At 72.5% G+C, this 14,635-nt stretch carries 19 protein-coding genes; 12 read left to right on the top strand and 7 right to left on the bottom strand.

Features of this window, described 5'->3' with window-relative positions; translation table 11 throughout:
- Positions 1–145: 145 nt before the first annotated feature.
- From ACZ7KX_RS38785 to ACZ7KX_RS38770, 4 genes are read left to right on the top strand one after another with little or no spacing between them, the layout of a single operon-like run.
- Complete coding sequence (locus tag ACZ7KX_RS38785; protein ID WP_470330647.1) at positions 146–1,291, top strand: acyl-CoA dehydrogenase family protein; 1,146 nt, start codon at positions 146–148, stop codon at positions 1,289–1,291.
- Positions 1,288–2,010: a phosphoribosylanthranilate isomerase gene (locus tag ACZ7KX_RS38780; protein ID WP_470330646.1), complete on the top strand. Its 723-nt coding sequence runs from the start codon at positions 1,288–1,290 to the stop codon at positions 2,008–2,010. The genes ACZ7KX_RS38785 and ACZ7KX_RS38780 overlap by 4 nt, the downstream gene beginning before the upstream one ends.
- Complete coding sequence (locus ACZ7KX_RS38775; protein ID WP_470330645.1) at positions 2,007–2,702, top strand: beta/alpha barrel domain-containing protein; 696 nt, start codon at positions 2,007–2,009, stop codon at positions 2,700–2,702. The genes ACZ7KX_RS38780 and ACZ7KX_RS38775 overlap by 4 nt, the downstream gene beginning before the upstream one ends.
- Positions 2,703–2,715: 13 nt before the next feature.
- A complete protein-coding gene (locus ACZ7KX_RS38770) occupies positions 2,716–3,666 on the top strand; it encodes an alpha/beta fold hydrolase (protein ID WP_470330644.1) in 951 nt (316 codons plus the stop codon).
- 122 nt (positions 3,667–3,788) lie between these two features.
- Here the strand turns inward: ACZ7KX_RS38770 and ACZ7KX_RS38765 are convergent, their stop codons facing one another.
- Positions 3,789–4,667: a helix-turn-helix transcriptional regulator gene (locus tag ACZ7KX_RS38765; protein ID WP_470330643.1), complete on the bottom strand. Its 879-nt coding sequence runs from the start codon at positions 4,665–4,667 to the stop codon at positions 3,789–3,791.
- 105 nt (positions 4,668–4,772) lie between these two features.
- On the opposite strand from ACZ7KX_RS38765, the gene ACZ7KX_RS38760 reads away from it, so the two are divergent.
- The gene (locus ACZ7KX_RS38760; RefSeq protein WP_470330642.1) at positions 4,773–5,471 is read left to right on the top strand and encodes an SDR family NAD(P)-dependent oxidoreductase; all 699 of its coding nucleotides are present in this window, start codon (positions 4,773–4,775) and stop codon (positions 5,469–5,471) included.
- A 135-nt stretch (positions 5,472–5,606) separates the two neighbouring features.
- On the opposite strand, the gene ACZ7KX_RS38755 is transcribed toward ACZ7KX_RS38760, so the two are convergent.
- The 3 genes from ACZ7KX_RS38755 to ACZ7KX_RS38745 form a co-directional block, all read right to left on the bottom strand.
- Positions 5,607–5,810 (bottom strand): DUF397 domain-containing protein, encoded by a 204-nt coding sequence (locus ACZ7KX_RS38755; RefSeq protein ID WP_470330641.1) that lies wholly within the window; start codon positions 5,808–5,810, stop codon positions 5,607–5,609.
- Between the two features lie 82 nt (positions 5,811–5,892).
- Complete coding sequence (locus ACZ7KX_RS38750; protein ID WP_470330640.1) at positions 5,893–6,096, bottom strand: DUF397 domain-containing protein; 204 nt, start codon at positions 6,094–6,096, stop codon at positions 5,893–5,895.
- Positions 6,081–6,923 carry a helix-turn-helix domain-containing protein gene (locus ACZ7KX_RS38745; protein WP_470330639.1) on the bottom strand — a complete coding sequence of 281 codons (843 nt, stop codon included), beginning with the start codon at positions 6,921–6,923 and terminating at the stop codon, positions 6,081–6,083. The genes ACZ7KX_RS38750 and ACZ7KX_RS38745 overlap by 16 nt, the downstream gene beginning before the upstream one ends.
- 115 nt (positions 6,924–7,038) lie before the next feature.
- Here ACZ7KX_RS38745 and ACZ7KX_RS38740 point away from each other — a divergent pair, with 115 nt between their 5' ends.
- From ACZ7KX_RS38740 to ACZ7KX_RS38730, 3 genes are all read left to right on the top strand, one after another.
- Entirely contained in the window at positions 7,039–7,239 is a 201-nt protein-coding gene (locus ACZ7KX_RS38740) for a hypothetical protein (protein ID WP_470330638.1), read from the top strand.
- Positions 7,239–7,487: a hypothetical protein gene (locus ACZ7KX_RS38735; RefSeq protein ID WP_470330637.1), complete on the top strand. Its 249-nt coding sequence runs from the start codon at positions 7,239–7,241 to the stop codon at positions 7,485–7,487. Before ACZ7KX_RS38740 ends, ACZ7KX_RS38735 begins: the two co-directional genes overlap by 1 nt.
- A 75-nt stretch (positions 7,488–7,562) precedes the next feature.
- Positions 7,563–8,030, top strand: coding sequence for an NUDIX domain-containing protein (locus tag ACZ7KX_RS38730; RefSeq protein ID WP_470330636.1), 468 nt, complete (start codon positions 7,563–7,565; stop codon positions 8,028–8,030).
- A gap of 136 nt (positions 8,031–8,166) precedes the next feature.
- Here ACZ7KX_RS38730 and ACZ7KX_RS38725 read toward each other — a convergent pair whose 3' ends face one another.
- The 3 genes from ACZ7KX_RS38725 to ACZ7KX_RS38715 all read right to left on the bottom strand — a co-directional run bounded on the left by ACZ7KX_RS38725 (position 8,167) and on the right by ACZ7KX_RS38715 (position 11,084).
- Positions 8,167–8,307: a hypothetical protein gene (locus ACZ7KX_RS38725; protein ID WP_470330635.1), complete on the bottom strand. Its 141-nt coding sequence runs from the start codon at positions 8,305–8,307 to the stop codon at positions 8,167–8,169.
- Between the two features lie 33 nt (positions 8,308–8,340).
- Positions 8,341–9,957, bottom strand: coding sequence for an alpha/beta fold hydrolase (locus tag ACZ7KX_RS38720; protein WP_470330634.1), 1,617 nt, complete (start codon positions 9,955–9,957; stop codon positions 8,341–8,343).
- A 407-nt stretch (positions 9,958–10,364) separates the two neighbouring features.
- Positions 10,365–11,084: a hypothetical protein gene (locus ACZ7KX_RS38715; protein ID WP_470330633.1), complete on the bottom strand. Its 720-nt coding sequence runs from the start codon at positions 11,082–11,084 to the stop codon at positions 10,365–10,367.
- A 302-nt stretch (positions 11,085–11,386) separates the two neighbouring features.
- Here ACZ7KX_RS38715 and ACZ7KX_RS38710 point away from each other — a divergent pair, with 302 nt between their 5' ends.
- From ACZ7KX_RS38710 to ACZ7KX_RS38695, 4 genes are read left to right on the top strand one after another with little or no spacing between them, the layout of a single operon-like run.
- Positions 11,387–11,680 (top strand): hypothetical protein, encoded by a 294-nt coding sequence (locus tag ACZ7KX_RS38710; RefSeq protein WP_470330632.1) that lies wholly within the window; start codon positions 11,387–11,389, stop codon positions 11,678–11,680.
- Positions 11,680–13,005, top strand: a complete 1,326-nt coding sequence (locus ACZ7KX_RS38705; RefSeq protein WP_470330631.1) for a putative T7SS-secreted protein — start codon at positions 11,680–11,682, stop codon at positions 13,003–13,005. The genes ACZ7KX_RS38710 and ACZ7KX_RS38705 overlap by 1 nt, the downstream gene beginning before the upstream one ends.
- Entirely contained in the window at positions 12,995–13,681 is a 687-nt protein-coding gene (locus ACZ7KX_RS38700) for a hypothetical protein (RefSeq protein WP_470330630.1), read from the top strand. The genes ACZ7KX_RS38705 and ACZ7KX_RS38700 overlap by 11 nt, the downstream gene beginning before the upstream one ends.
- Complete coding sequence (locus tag ACZ7KX_RS38695; protein WP_470330629.1) at positions 13,678–14,613, top strand: hypothetical protein; 936 nt, start codon at positions 13,678–13,680, stop codon at positions 14,611–14,613. Before ACZ7KX_RS38700 ends, ACZ7KX_RS38695 begins: the two co-directional genes overlap by 4 nt.
- The last annotated feature ends 22 nt before the right edge of the window (positions 14,614–14,635 follow it).

The following is a 14,635-nucleotide window of genomic DNA, read 5'->3' as shown; positions in this document are numbered from 1 at the left end:
GGCGCAGCGCCCGGACAGCCCGGACAGCCCGCAGCGCCCGGCCCCGAGCGCGAGACCTTCTGTTCAGACGAACGCCGGCGACCCGTGCGCCGGCCTGCCACCCCGGGCCCCCGAAAGGCGGGCCCGGGAGGAAGGCGGCAACACCGTGATCCGCTGGAACGCCGACCAGAGGGCCCTGCGCGAGGGCCTGGCCCGCTTCGGCGACGACCTGAGCGCCGGCCACATCGAAGGCGACGAACAGGCCGCCTTCTCCCACGACAAGTGGCGCCTGATCCAGAAGACCGGCATCCTCTCCCTGCCCTTCGACGAACAGTACGGCGGCCTGGGCCAGTCCCTGCTCACCACCATGTACGTCCTCGAAGGCCTCGGACAGACCTGCCGCGACGGCGGCCTCAACTTCTCCGTCACCACCTCCATCGCCTCCACCGGCGTCCCCCTGCAGGCCTTCGGCTCACCCGCCCTCAAAGAGGCCTACCTGCCCCGCATCGCCTCCGGCGAGGCCATCGGCGCCCACGCCATCACCGAGTCCGACAGCGGCTCCGACGCCATGCAGATGCGCACCCGCGCCGTACGCGACGGCGACGACTTCGTCCTCACCGGCGCCAAGACCTTCGTCTCCAACGGCCCCGTCGCCGACGTCATCGTCGTCTACGCCCGCACCCACCCCCAGGGCGGCGCACTCGGCGTCACCGCCTTCCTCCTGGACGCCGGCATGCCCGGCCTCAGCTGCGGCAACCCCATCAAGAAGATGGGCCTGCGCACCTCCCCGCTGTCCGAACTCTTCCTCGACGGCGTCCGCGTCCCCAAGGACCGCGTACTGGGCCGCGTCGGCGGCGGCTTCATGGTCCTCGACCACGTCATGAAACGCGAGATCCTCTACTCCTTCATCGTCAACACCGGCGAGATGCAGCACCGCCTGGACCGCTGCCTGGACTACGCCAAGACCCGCATGTCCTTCGGCAAGCCCATCGGCTCCTACCAGTCCGTCGCCAACAAGATCGTCGACACCAAGATCCGCCTGGAAACCGCCCGCAAGTGGCTCTACGACACCGCCCAGCGCCTCGAAGCCGGTGACAACGTCACCGTCGACATGGCCATCGCCAAACTCCTCACCAGCGAGTCCAACCTCGCCACCTCCCTCGCCGCCGTCCAGGTCTTCGGCGGCAACGGCTACATGTCCGAATACGGACTGGAGAAGGACGTGCGCAACGCCGTCGCCGGCACCATCTACTCCGGCAGCAACGAGATCCAGTACAACCGCATCGCCGCCATGCTGGGACTGGGCAAATGACCGCCCCCGCCCTCGCCCCCGCCCGCGCCCTGCGCCCCGGACACCTCAAGGTCTGCGGCGCCCGCACCCGCGCCGACCTCGCCCTGCTCGCCGACACCGGCCCCACCCTCGTCGGCCTGTGGCACGGCGTCCCCGACGGCCCCGCCGACCTCGAACCCGAACGCCTCGCCGACCTCGCCGCCACCGCCATCCGCCTGGGCCTGGAACCCGTCCTCGTCACCTTCCTCGACGACGCCGACCAGCTCGCCCGCCTCGCCCGCGCCACCGGCATCCGCTGGATCCAGCTCCACGCCTACCAGAACCCCGCCCTCGTCGCCGACCTGCGCGAGAGACTGCCCTACGCCGTCCTCGTCAAAGTCCTCCACCTCTCCCGCGGACGCTGCCTCGAACGCGCCTTCACCGGCGCCTTCGAACGCGCCGGATGCGACCTCTTCCTCCTGGACACCGTCACCGACGACGGCCGCGTCGGCTCCACCGGCCAGAGCCTGGACCCCGACCACGTCCACGCCCTGCTGCCCCGCCTCACCATCCCCTTCCTCCTCGCCGGCGGCCTCAACACCGCCAACCGCGACACCTACCGCACCGTCACCGACCACCCCCTGTACGCCGGCGCCGACATCGACACCGCCGCCCGCGACCGCACCGGCCGCCTCACCCGCGACGCCGTCACCGCCCTCACCCGCGCCTGGCACCCGCGCCTCCAGGAGGCCGCCGTATGACCTTCATCGACACCCTGCTGGCCGCCCGGCGCCCCCTCATCATGGAAGTCAAACTCCGCGACCCCCACGGCAACGACCTCCTGGGCCAACGCACCGTCACCGACCTCGTCACCCGCTACGAACAGGCCGGCGCCCCCTGCCTGTCCGTCGTCACCGGCCGCTGGTTCGGCGGCACCACCCGCCTGCTGCGCGAGGTCACCGCCACCACCACCCTGCCCGTCCTGCAGAAGGACTTCCTCACCCGCCCCGCCCAACTCGAAGCCGCCCACGCCATGGGCGCCTCCGCCGTCCTGCTCACCGCAGCCCTCCTGCCCGCCACCTCCCTGCACCGCCTGGTCACCTGCGCCCTCACCCTGGGCCTGACCCCCTTCGTCGAGATCACCGACGAACACGAACTCGACCACCTGCCCGACATCGACCGCTGCGTCGTCGCCGTCAACAACAAGGACATCCGCACCCGCGAACGCGACCCCGGCGACCTGACACGCAGCCTGCGCCTGCTGCCCGCCGTCCGCGCCGCCGGCTGCCGCGCCCCCGTCTCCGCCTCCGCCATCACCGACCCCCACGCCGCCGCCCGCCTCCTGGACGCCGGCTACGCCGCCCTCCTCGTCGGCACCGCCCTCATGCGCACCGACGACCTCGACACCTGGCTCACCACCCTCGACACCGCCCGCACCGGGGCCCTGGCATGAGAAGAGCCCTGACATGAGCAACGACCCGCTGCGCACCCGCTCCCTGGTCCTGGACGCCGCCGGCATCCCGCTCTCCGCCCTGGTCGCCGAACCCGAACACGGCGAACCCAAGGCCGTCATCCTCGCCATCCACGGCCGCGGCATGCGCGCCGCCTACTTCGCCGGCCCCGCCCACCCCGACACCAGCCTGCTCACCCTCGCCGCCGACCTCGGCTACACCGTCCTCGCGATCGACCGCCCCGGCCACGGCGCCTCCGCCCACCGCCTGCCCGCCGGCCAGCTCATCGCCGACCAGGCCGCCACCCTCCACGCCGCCCTCACCGACTACGCCCGCGCCCACCCCACCGGCGCCGGCGTCCAGCTCCTCGCCCACTCCTTCGGCGGCAAGATCGCCCTCCACCTCGCCGCCCACTGGCCCCACGACCCGCGCCTGCCCCTGCTCGGCGCCGACATCAACGGCCTCGCCCAGCACTACGCCCCCGGCGCCTGGGACCGCCCCGACGACCTCGCCGGCGGCGGCCGCCTCAACTGGGGCCCCCTCGGCCTCTACCCGCCCGGCACCTTCCACGCCGCCCGCACCCTGCTCACCCCCGTCCCCGCCCTCGAATCCCGCGAACTCGCCGACTGGCCCGCCCGCTACGCCGCCCTCGCCGCCCGCGTCCGCGTCCCCGTACGCCTCACCCTCGCCGAACACGAACACTGGTGGCGCCTGGACACCGCCCACCGCACCGCCCTGACCGCCGCCTTCACCCCGGGCCTGGCCCACCTCGCCACCGCCCACGGCGCCGGCCACAACCTCTCCCTGGGCCACGCCGCCCGCCCCTACCACCTGCGCGCCCTCGCCTTCACCGACGACTGCCGCACCGCCGCGCCCGCCACCACGGCCCCCGCCACCACCACGGCCCCCGCACCCGCCCCGGCCACCACCGCGCCCGCACGGCCCGTCCTGGCCGCGGTCCGCTGACCGCAGCCCGCACACCACCTGGCGCAGGGTGGGAAGAAGGGCCCCGCCGCCCCCTCGGGCAGGGACGGCGGGGCCCCGCCACGCACACCGCCCCGGCACCTGCGGTGGCAGGGCAGCTGGGATCAGGTGCGCGTGCCGGCCGGTGGGCCGACGACGGTGGTGAGCCGGAGTTTGGTCTCGTCCTCACTGCCCGGCGCGGCGGTCATGATGACGATCTTGAGCTCCGTGTCTCCGTCGGTCAGGACATCGCAGTCCACCGCGACCGGGCCCACCGACGGGTGATCGACCCTCTTGTGGACCTCGCGGTTCGCGGTCACCTCTCCCGTCGCCCACAGCTCGGCGAACCTCTCGTTGCCCGCGTTCAGGTCGCGGACCAGCGCGGCCAGGCGGCCGTCCCGGGGGAAACGGCCGGTGGCGCGGCGCAGATCGGAGACGAGGGCGGCGTCGGCGCGGTCGGGGTCCGTCTCGGTGACCGGCCACAGCGCGAGGGGGGTGTGACCGGCGTCCACCGGGAACCTGTCGCGGGCGAAGTTGCGCATCCCCGGAGGCGAGGCCGAGGGGTCACCCAGCAGGGCCGCCCACCCGTGGTTCCACCACACCAGCTGCCAGTCCGCCGCGAACACGGCCACCGGCACGTCTCCGAGGCGCACGAGCACCCGTTGCACACCCGGCGGCAGATGGTCGCAGATCGTGCCGTCCGCCGGCGGCACGATCCGGGCCAGCCGGTAGAGGTGGTCCCGCTCGGCGGTGGACAGCTGGAGAGCGCGCGCCAGGGACGCCACCACCGACGCCGAGGGCGTCGTGGCCCGCCCCTGCTCCAGACGCACGACGTAGTCGACCGACACCCCGGCCAGGTCGGCCAGTTCCTCGCGCCGCAGCCCGACAGCCCGGCGCTTGCGGACGACCGGCAGCCCGGCGGCCGACGGGGGCAGCCGGTTCCGCCACGTGCGGATCATCGCGCCCAGTCCGGCCCCGGCAGGTGGCGTCGTCATGCTCCCCATCCTCCCGCGTCCCCGAACACCCGCGGGGGCGCGAAGGTGGTACTGCTCTTCCCACCGTCGAAGCGTCCCTGGCCCGGCCCCCTCCTCCAGGCAACCATCGAAGGCATGACGATCACATTCATCACCGGAGCCAACAAGGGCATCGGCCGCGAGACCGCCCGCCGCCTCATCGCCTGCGGCCACACCGTCCTCCTGGGAGCCCGCGACCGCGAGCGCGGCGAAGAGGCAGCCGCCGCGCTGGGCGCACGCTTCGTCCCCGTCGACGTGACCGACGACGCGTCCGTGGCCGCCGCCGCCGCCAACATCGCCGAACACGAGGGCAGGATCGACGTCCTGATCAACAACGCCGGCGTCCAGGGACCCTTCGGCGACCCCGGCGACCTCACCGCCGCCGACGCCCACGCCGTCCTCGACGTCAACGTCATCGGCGTCGTCCGCACCACCACCGCGTTCCTGCCCCTGCTGCGCCGCTCCGACGACCCCGTGATCATCAACGTCAGCAGCGGCATGGGCTCCCTCGCCTTCACCCACGACCCCGCCCGGTCCGAGTCGCACGTCGTCGTGCCGCTGTACGCCGCCTCGAAGGCGGCGCTGACGATGCTGACCACGCAGTACGCCAAAGCGCTCACGGGCATTCGCGTCAACGCCGCCGACCCCGGCTACACCGCGACCGAACTCAACGGCCACAGCGGCCCCCAGACCGTCACCGAGGGCACGGACGCGATCGTCGCCCTCGCCACCGAGGGGCCCGGTGCCGGCACCGGACGCTTCGTCGACCGCCATGGCGAGATCGCCTGGTCCTGACACCGGCGCCGGGTCACCCACCTCCTGCGCGCCCTGCTCGTCCTGACGAATCGTGAAATCAACCGCTGACCTGCGCCGTGAAGCTGGCGGAGGCTCCTTGCGGGTCCTTCCTGGTCGGGCGGGTGGGGGGCAGGCCTACCGGGCGTCGAACTCGCCGGTGCGGACGGCGGTGACGAAGGCCTGCCAGGCGGCAGGTGGGAAGTTGAGGCGGGGGCCGTCGGGGTTCTTGCTGTCCCGAACACGGCCTGGATGCGCGTCATCCACTTCGATGCACATGCCGCCGTCGTTGTTGCTGTGGGTGCTCTTTCGCCAGGTGGTGATGGGGGGAGCAGCGTCCATGGTGGTTCCTCCCGGGTCCGGATACGCGAACGGAGTGGGAAGTCGATGGGACGACTTCCCACTCCGGTGCGAAGTAGGCCTGTCAGGCGCTGAACTCGCCGGTGCGGACGGCGGTGACGAAGGACTGCCAGGCGGAGGAGGAGAAGACGAGGGCCGGGCCGTCGGGGTCCTTGGAGTCGCGCACGGGCGTCAGGCCGGGGATGCCGTCGGCCACCTCGATGCACTGGCCGCCGCTGCCGCTGTACGAACTCTTGCGCCAGGAAGCGTGAGTCAGGTTGACATCCATTCGAGGTCCCTCCGTACCGAGCGGATCATAGCTGCTGAGTCGGCCTGATTCATGGCCTCGACCAGCAACTGATCGTAGTCCCTGGCCAGGGACGAGATCGACTCGGCATCGCGGTCCAGGTAGCCGCGTTGTTCGGTCTCGCAGTAGGCGAGCATCTTGCGTCCTGGCATCTCCAGCATGGTTACCGCTCGTGTGAACGGTCGGCTCGCTCCCAGCGAGTAGGGGGCCACCTGGATGACGAACCCTGGCTGGCTGGAAAGCTCTTCGAGGTGGAGCAGCTGTTCGACCATCACCTCTCGGTCGCCGATGGTCCTCCTGAGACAACTCTCGTCCAAAACCGCGTGCACGATGGGCGCAGGGGTGCGGTGAAGGGTCTGCTGCCGTGTGAGGAGGTAGCTGATGCGTTCCTCGGCTTGTTCCGGAGTGGCAGTGCCACGTTTGATGTTCCCGTGTTCCCAGGCCGTGGCGTAAGTCCTGGTCTGTAGAAGACCGTGAATGACGTTGATCTCGAAGAACTTGATCTTCTCGGCGCTGTTTTCGTAGTTGGCGTACTCGGGGAAGCCCGGCACCAGGGCCGTGTGCTTGTGCTGCCACCACATCAGCATCAAAGTCCCGCCCGTTTCCAGGACTTCGTCGGCCTTGGTAGCAAACTTTTCACTCGGCGGGCGGCGTGCAAGTTCAACGAACGAGACGTACGACGCGCTGACCCCGCACTTGCGGGCGAGCTGATGCTGCAGGAGGCCCTTCGCCCTGCGTGAGTTGCGGAGTTGGACCGCAAAGGGGGCCCAAGGACCGGACGCCGGGTCGATTTCCTTGATGTTCACCATGGCTGCTCCAAAACAACATGCCCGCTGGGTCAAGTCGTTTGACGCTTCCGATACTAGGTGACGCCGGGCCACCATCTGCACAGAACGTGAAACATCGATCGCGGAGGGTTCTCCCATGGCTCCTGACCAGGTTCCCAAGCTGCACGGCTACGGGGTGCGCTTCGACCCGGAGGCGCAGCGTTACCGGGTCCGTAACGAGGTCACGGGGGAGTGGCTGTGCGAGGACTCCGGTGAGTTGGCCTCGTTCACCTTCTTCGGGGACGCCTACACGGCCTGGCGCCTGTTCGAGGTGCACCCGAGGCCGGGGGAGCGGTGATGTCCTCGATGCTCTCCCGGGCCACCGCCGAGCAGCGCCGGCAGGCCGCCTCCGTCGTCGAAGACCTCGTCTCCGTCCTCGCGCTCGGTGGGGTCACGTTGCCCTCCATCGAAGTCGACTGGGAGTACGGCCGGATCACCGGCAACTACCTGATCGACCTCGGCTCGGCCCGGCCGCTGGACCTGCTGCGTCTGCTCGACCTCCTGCGCAAGGGGCTGCGCTACGAGCGCCTGACGTATGACGACTGATCACCTGGCCCGGCTGCTCTGGTGGGCGGCCTTCAGCCTCCTGCTCTCCCGCACGCTCAGAAAGTGAACCGCCCGATGCACGACCCCCGCCTCCCCGCCAAGCCGCCGGTGTGCCGGCTCGGCTGCCTCGTCCTCGTGCGCAACCGGCGCGGCGACGTCCTCCTCGTCGACCCGGACTACCTGGACGGCATGCTCTTGCCCGGCGGCTCCGCGAAGCCCGACGAGCCCCCGCATCTGGCCGCCGCCCGCCACCTGCACGCCGAGACCGGCCTGCACCTGCGCCTGAACGACGTGATCGCCGTCGACTTCACCCCCGCCGACCGCCACCTGGAACGCCTCAACCTCGTCTTCGACGGCGGCACCGTGCCCGACGGGACCACCCTCACCGTCCCGGCGCAGCAGCGCAGCGGACTGCTCGGCGCCCGCTTCGTGCCCGTCCGCGACCTGCCCGCCCGCATGGCCCCCGCCCAGGCGGCCCGCGTCACCGAAGCCCTCGCCGGCCGCGCCCTGCCCGTCCTCCTCCACGGACAGCGCCCCACCTGATGCAAGGAGCCCTGCCCAGGCGCCTCCGCCATCGGCGACGCCGCCCCGGCGAACCCGTCGCACCGGAGGCTGGGGTGCCGATCCGCGAGGCGGCCCTGGTGCAAGGGGGCCGGAGCGGCCCAGGGCGCGGGTGGGCTCAGCCCTCCCGGTAGCGGGCGAAGACCCGCTCCCGCTCCTGCTCCCAGGTCCGTTCCGCTGCCGTGCGGTGGAACGGAGCCCCCTTGGCGAGTTCGAAGAACTGGCCTGCGGGCCTGCGGGCAGTCCTGAGGATCACCACGGCGGAGAGCATGGGATCGAGGCCGGGCCGGCCTCACGCCCCGATCTCGAACACCGGCGGCTGCAGGCCCGCCAGGCAGCCCGTGTCCGGGGCGCCCGGCGTGTCGAAGAACGACCGGGTGATCGACTGCGCGCACGCCGAGTCGGCGAAGACCACGTGGGCGACGTAGGGCACCGTCACCTCGGTGGAACGGCTCAGCGTCCGCGCGGCGTAGGGGCCGTTGCTCGGGGCGGTTTGGGAGTCGAACCCGCCGGACAGCACCAGGGAGGGGATCGAACTGCGCGTCACCTCCCGCACCGAGTCGGGCGCGGCCGGCACGTCCCAGGCCCGGCAGTCCTCGTGCAGCCAGGCCAGCCCCGGCGCGTTGACCAGCACCGACTCGGGGAACGACGGGAAGGCGCGCCGCCCGGCCTCGGTCACCTGCGCCTCGCTCTCGAAGGGCGTCCACTCGCCGCAGAACACCCCGTAGGCCAGGCCGTGGGAGAGCCGGCCGATCGCCTGCGGGCTGAGCTTGCCGCCCGCCCACTGCTCGGCGACACGCCGCGGATCGCCGTGGGCCAGCTCGTCGATCGAACGGGGCACGCCCGGCGCCAGATGGCTGGCGAAGGTCAGCCAGCTCACCAGGACCCCGCCGTCCAGGGTCACAGCCACCGGCTCCGCACGGCCCGGCACGGTGACGGTGGTCGTCACCGGGTGGGCCTCCAGCTCCCCGACCAGGTGCTCGAAGGTGCCCTTCAGGTCCGGATAGCGCTCGTTGCAGGCGCTCTGCTGCGCGCACGCCTCGAAGATGCCGTCGAAGCCCTCCCGGGCGGCCTGCCAGGTCGTGGCGCCGCCGGCCAGGGACGGCGGCAGGATGCCGTCGATGCCGACCGAGCGGATCCCCCGGGGGTGTTCGCGCATGTAGAGCAGGGCCAGGTCGGAGCCGTAGGAGATGCCGAAGACGTTCCACTCCTCCAGGCACAGCGCTTCGCGCAGGTCGGCGTAGTCGGCGGCGCTCTCGGTGCTGTTGTACGCGCCGAGGTCGCCGGTGCGGTCGGCCAGGCCGTCGCGGCAGACGCGGGTCTGCTCGACGTGCAGGTCCCGGGTGGACGGCGCGCCGTAGACCAGGTCGAGGGTGTCCGCGGTGAACCGGTCGATGTTCGGGCAGGTGAGGGCCGGCCGGGCCGAGTAGGTGCCGCGCTGGGACATGAAGATGACGTCCCGGTCGCGGTTGAGGCCGCCGTTCAGGGCCAGCTGGATCTCGGACACGGCGTCGTCGCCGGGCCCGCCGGCCAGCCACACGATCGGGTCGGGTGCCGGCCGGCCGGTGGCGGCGGGCACGATCTCCACGCCCAGGGTGATGGTGCGCCCGTCGTGACGGGAGCGGTTCTCGGGGACGGTGAGGGTGCCGCAGCGGGCGCCCTCGACGACAGGCGCGGGGTCGGCGGTCCGCGGGCAGGGGCCCGGCTCGAAGCGGGCCCGGCCCGCGCTGTGGGCGACCGCGCCCAGCGGCATCCGCACCCCGGGCGCACCCGGCGGCCCGAGGGGCGCTGTGCGGGGCGCGGCGTGGGCGGGCAGCGCGGCGGGGCCGGCCAGCAGACAGGCGGCGGCGCCCGCGGCCAGCGCGGCCCGCAGCCGCCGCGCGGTGCGCCGGGGCGGGGCAGCGGGCATCACGGGGCTTCCGTTCCGGGGGCGACGGCGACCGGGGGCTGCTGGTGAAGGGTGCTCGGACCGGTGTCCTGTGCCACGTCGTGTTCCCGTCTCTCACGCCCCCGGCCGCCCCGGTCGGGACGGCCCCGCGCGGCACCGCTCGCCACCGCAGGGTGCGGGCGGGCAGCACCGGGGCCAAGCCTGTGTTCGCGTGCCCCCGGCCACCAGCCGTGGGCTCCACTCGGCGCACACCGGCCCACCCCTGCGGGGCCCCGGGCGGTGCCCCGGCGCCGTCGGCGGGGTCACTGCGTTCTTCGGCGTCCGTGCTGCGCCCCGCAGGCCGCAGTGACATCGCCCGCCGGCGATGTCACTGCGGCAGGGCCCCGCGGTGCCTCACGGGCCCGGGGCGGTGGTGCGGCGGCTGCCGGTCAGGCCTTGCGGATGTTGTAGGCGACGCCGCTGCCGTAGCAGCTGTTGCTGGGGTAGTAGCTGCTGACGACCCAGCCGGCGGGCAGCGGGGAGAAGGAGCACACGACGGCGGAGGTCTCCGTGGTGATCTTGACGAGGGTGTAGCCGACGCCGGTGCCGGCGCAGTTGTTGCTGCTGTAGGAGCTGGTGACGACCCATCCGGTGGGGATCGGGGTCATCGAGCACGTGCCGACGCGGGTGTCGTTGGCCGTGTTATGGAGCGAGTAGCCGACGCCGGTGCCCGCGCAGTTGTTGCTGCTGTAGGAGCTGGTGATCACCCAGCCGGTCGGTATCGGGGTCATCGAGCACGCGCCGACGTTGGTGTCGTTGGCGACGTTGCGGAAGCCGTAGGCGACGCCGCTGCCCGCGCAGCTGATGCTGCTGTAGGAGCTGGTCACCACCCACCCGGCCGGCTTGGGGGAGAAGGAGCAGATGGCGAGGTTGGTCTGCCCGGCCGTGTCGGTGATCGTGTACGAGACGCCGGAGCCGGGACAGCCCCAGCTGCTGTACGAGCTGGTGACGACCCAGCCGTCGGGGATGGGGGAGAAGGAGCAGATGGTGGTGGAGCCGGCGACCCGCTGCGGGGCCGCCTGCGCCTGCGCGGACGCGGCGGTCATCATGCCCAGGAGCAGCAGCACGACCGTCAGCAGGTGCGAGGTGTGGGTCCGTAAGGTCTTCATGGCAGGCCTCAGATCTATTCGGCGACGCGCTACGACTGTTGTGCAGGCGGAGTGAACGATTGGCACACGGTTCGTTCACGTCGGCTGAGATGGTGTCAGAGATCGTCCGGCGGCGCCAGAGTGGAACCGGCAGTACCTCCGGCCCCGTGCGCCCCTCGCCCCCGCGCACCCGCGCGCCCCGCCGGTCGTGCACGGAAGCCGTATGGGCCGCGTACGGGATGCGTCAACGACGTCCGGCCGCACACGAACCCGCCGTTAGCCTCTGGTCGTCCGTCACAGTGATCAGAACACGGGGGTGTTCCATGGCCGACTTCACGGTCAGTCCGGAGTTCCTGGCCAAGCTCTGCCAGGACCTCAAGGGCTGCGGCGACGAACTCGACCAGGGACTGCAGGCGTTGAAGGGGGCGAGCCGCGCCGGGCTGGGCTACGACTTCCTGGAGGACGCCGGCAAGCACTTCCAGGACAAGTGGGACTTCGGGCTCGGCAAGGTCCGCGAGTCCGTGAAGGTGCTCGTCGAGGGCCTGGAGAGGATCCAGCATGGGTACGACGGCACCGAGCAGAGCATCGTCAAGGCCATGACCCCGCAGGCCGCCTGATGGCCGATCCACGACCGACCTGGCCCGGCCTCGGCTTCGACCCCGCGCCGGGCGACCAGGCGGCCGTCACCAACCTGAGTGCCACCCTGCGCCGGGTCGCCGGGCACCTGGGGAGCATCCACACCACGCTCGCGCAGCTCTCCCACCACGAGGGCCAGTGGACCGGCACCGCCGCCGACAAGTTCGCCGAGAACTTCGGCAAACTCCCCGACTACCTGCGGGACGCCTCCGATTCGATCACCACCGCCTACGGCGCCCTCGACACCTGGTACAAGGCGCTGGCCGAACACCAGCCGAAGGCGGCGGAGCTGGAGCGCGCCGCGGTCGCCGCCCGGCAGCACAAGAGCGAGGCCGAGCAGGCCCACACGAGCGCCGCCGCCCACCCCGACCTCAAGCTGGCCGGGCAGACCTTCCCCGACGACGCGTCCCTCGCCGATGCCACGGCCCGCTACGACGCGGCGAAGAAGCACCTCGACGAGGCCGCCGCCACCATGCGCAGTGCGAGCGACGAACTGCTCCACCTGCAGAGCCAGGGCTCCACCCTGCACACCACCCACACCGGCGACGCCCGCAAGACCGCCGAGGCGATCCGCAAGGCCGCCGACAGCAAGGCCCCGCCGGAACCGGGCTGGCTCGACAAGGTCGGCGACTGGTTCTCCCAGCACGGCGCCGACCTGCTCACGGTGGCCGCGGGCGTCGCCGGCGTCGCGGCGATCTTCTTCCCGCCGCTCGCCCTGGCCGCCGTCGCCCTGAGCCTCGCCGCGGCCGGCGCTCACGCCGCGCAGTACGGCGCGAAGGGGCTGTGGCCGCCGACCTGGGACAAGGTCGGCAACTACCTGACCCTGTCCGGGGACCTCCTCGGCGCTGTCCCGCTGCTCGGGGCGGCGGCCAAGGGCTCGGTCACCGCCCTGAAGGCGGGCTTCGAGGCGGGCGCCGCCGCCGGCGCCAGGGCGGGGGCCTCCGAGGCGGCCTCCGGGGTCCGCGGGGTCAAGTACCTCGACCCGCAGAACCCGCTGTTCAAGGTCGCGGTCGAGAAACCGGCCCTGAAGCTCGGCGTCCCCGTGGAGAGAGCCCAGGACCTCTCCGACGGCGTCCAGGGCGCCACCTCGCTCGCCCTGACCGCGCCGACCGCCGCCACCCTGTTCACGGATACGCCCGGCGACGACCTCAACAGCGCGGTGAACAACACCACCGGCGCCGCCAACGTCATGGGCGGCACCGGCATGGCCTGGGGCGGCAGCACGCCGGCCAAGGTCGTCGGCGGGGTCCTCGCGGTCGGCAACGCCTTCGGACTGTACGGATGGATGAGGGGCAATGGCCGCTGACGCACCCCCGCTCGACACGCCCCCGCTCTGGCTCTCCCCGCCCGACGGCTTCACCGCCGTCGACCTCACCGAGGACCCGGGCGAGCGGATGGCACGCACCGTCGGCGCCCTGGGCGCCGTCTTCGCCGACGCTCGCCCCGAGCAGCGACTCAGCCTCGTCGTCGCCACCGAGAGCGCCCTGCAGAGCCAGCTGCGCGAAGGCGCCGTCCACCTGTCCACCTGCCTGGCGCGGGCCTCGGACGGCGCCCCGGTGGTCGGCGTGTTCACCGTCTTCGTCCGCCGCGAGGAGATCGGCGCCCCGGGCAGCTACCCGCAGCGCATCGCCGACCGGCTGGCCGCCGCCTGGCCGCAGGCCGACGTCGGCGTGCTCGAACTGCCCCCCGGGCGCACCGCGGTGGCCGTGCGCGACGTGCCGGTGACGGTGCCGGGTGCGGTCTACGGCGTGCCGCAGCCGACGGCCACCACCGTGCGGCAGGTGGAGTTCCTGATCCCGCACCCGTGGAGCCCCCACGTCGTCGCGGCCCTCTTCACCACCGAGCAGACCGAGTACTGGCAGGAGTGGCTGCCGGCGATCGCCGGCGCGGTCGGCGCCATCTCCTTCCACCCGCCCCGGAACGAGGCGGCGGACGACCTGCCGCCCGAGCAGTGGGACAACATCCGCAAGGCGTTCGGTTGACGACCGCCCGCACCGACCGGGCCGTGCGCGAGGGACGCCGCCACCGGCTCGGCCACGCGCTCGGCGTCATCGCCGTCTCGACCGGCGTCATCCTCGGCGTCATCGCCGTGAACGTGTACGTCAGTACACTCCTCGCCGTCCTCCTCGGGCTCCTCCACCCCGTGGCCGTGACCGCCGCGCTCGCGGCGCGGCGCGACGCCGACGGGAGGCGCCGGTTCGGGAAGGACGAGGGCGCCCTGGTCGCGGTCGCGGCCGTCGCGGCCCTGTTCGCCTGCCTGGCCGGCACCGGCGCCTGGCACAACCTGGTCCTGCGCTCCGGCACGGACGTGACCGCCGTGGTGCTGCAGGAGAAGGTCGACAGGACCGGCCGGGGCGTGGTCCGGTCCTACACCCTCCTCCCGAAGGACGGCGCGGCCGTTCCCGGCGGGGACCTCACACCGGACTCGCAGCGCTTCAAGCCCGGGGACACCGTCACCGTCCGGGCGGACCCGGCCGGGCGGGTCGCGCCCGAGCTCCCCGGAGAGGCCGACTCCCCGGCCCCGCTCCTGGGCTTCCTCGGCGTCAACGCGGCGATCGGTGTCGCCGTGCTGTGGACGGCCCGCAAGCCCCGGCCACCGCGCCCGCACGGCCCGGCCCGCCGGCGCCTCACCGAGCACGCCAGGCGCGCCCGGGAACGGCTGCGCCGCCTGACCGGGTGGCCGTTCGCCGCGGCCGCGGGGGTGCTCTCGACGGCCTGGCTGGGGCTGTTCCGGCTCGCCCGGACCGACCCGACCCTGACGGTCATGGCCACGGTGGCCTACTTCCTTGTGATGGGGGGCTTCTTCGGCATGTTCGACGACGACAAGACCAGGAACGCCTTCCGCGCCCGCGTAGTCCTCCTGACGGTGCTCGTCACCGCCGCCCTCGGCGCCATCCTCCTGATGGCTACCTGACACCCCGCCAGCAGCACGCGGC

It is taken from the genome of Kitasatospora sp. NPDC038210 (genome assembly GCF_055600605.1).
Note: the sequence above shows the minus strand (reverse complement) of the source record. Positions and strands in the feature narration are given on the sequence as shown.

Coding starts and splice junctions, on each gene's coding strand:
- ACZ7KX_RS38775 (WP_470330645.1), top strand. CDS start 2,007: ATGACCTTCATCGACACCCTGCTGGCCGCCCGGCGCCCCCTCATCATG.
- ACZ7KX_RS38730 (WP_470330636.1), top strand. CDS start 7,563: ATGCACGACCCCCGCCTCCCCGCCAAGCCGCCGGTGTGCCGGCTCGGC.
- ACZ7KX_RS38705 (WP_470330631.1), top strand. CDS start 11,680: ATGGCCGATCCACGACCGACCTGGCCCGGCCTCGGCTTCGACCCCGCG.
- ACZ7KX_RS38740 (WP_470330638.1), top strand. CDS start 7,039: ATGGCTCCTGACCAGGTTCCCAAGCTGCACGGCTACGGGGTGCGCTTC.
- ACZ7KX_RS38715 (WP_470330633.1), bottom strand. CDS start 11,084: ATGAAGACCTTACGGACCCACACCTCGCACCTGCTGACGGTCGTGCTG.
- ACZ7KX_RS38760 (WP_470330642.1), top strand. CDS start 4,773: ATGACGATCACATTCATCACCGGAGCCAACAAGGGCATCGGCCGCGAG.
- ACZ7KX_RS38710 (WP_470330632.1), top strand. CDS start 11,387: ATGGCCGACTTCACGGTCAGTCCGGAGTTCCTGGCCAAGCTCTGCCAG.
- ACZ7KX_RS38720 (WP_470330634.1), bottom strand. CDS start 9,957: ATGCCCGCTGCCCCGCCCCGGCGCACCGCGCGGCGGCTGCGGGCCGCG.
- ACZ7KX_RS38765 (WP_470330643.1), bottom strand. CDS start 4,667: ATGGGGAGCATGACGACGCCACCTGCCGGGGCCGGACTGGGCGCGATG.
- ACZ7KX_RS38770 (WP_470330644.1), top strand. CDS start 2,716: ATGAGCAACGACCCGCTGCGCACCCGCTCCCTGGTCCTGGACGCCGCC.
- ACZ7KX_RS38780 (WP_470330646.1), top strand. CDS start 1,288: ATGACCGCCCCCGCCCTCGCCCCCGCCCGCGCCCTGCGCCCCGGACAC.
- ACZ7KX_RS38700 (WP_470330630.1), top strand. CDS start 12,995: ATGGCCGCTGACGCACCCCCGCTCGACACGCCCCCGCTCTGGCTCTCC.
- ACZ7KX_RS38755 (WP_470330641.1), bottom strand. CDS start 5,810: ATGGACGCTGCTCCCCCCATCACCACCTGGCGAAAGAGCACCCACAGC.
- ACZ7KX_RS38735 (WP_470330637.1), top strand. CDS start 7,239: ATGTCCTCGATGCTCTCCCGGGCCACCGCCGAGCAGCGCCGGCAGGCC.
- ACZ7KX_RS38750 (WP_470330640.1), bottom strand. CDS start 6,096: ATGGATGTCAACCTGACTCACGCTTCCTGGCGCAAGAGTTCGTACAGC.
- ACZ7KX_RS38745 (WP_470330639.1), bottom strand. CDS start 6,923: ATGGTGAACATCAAGGAAATCGACCCGGCGTCCGGTCCTTGGGCCCCC.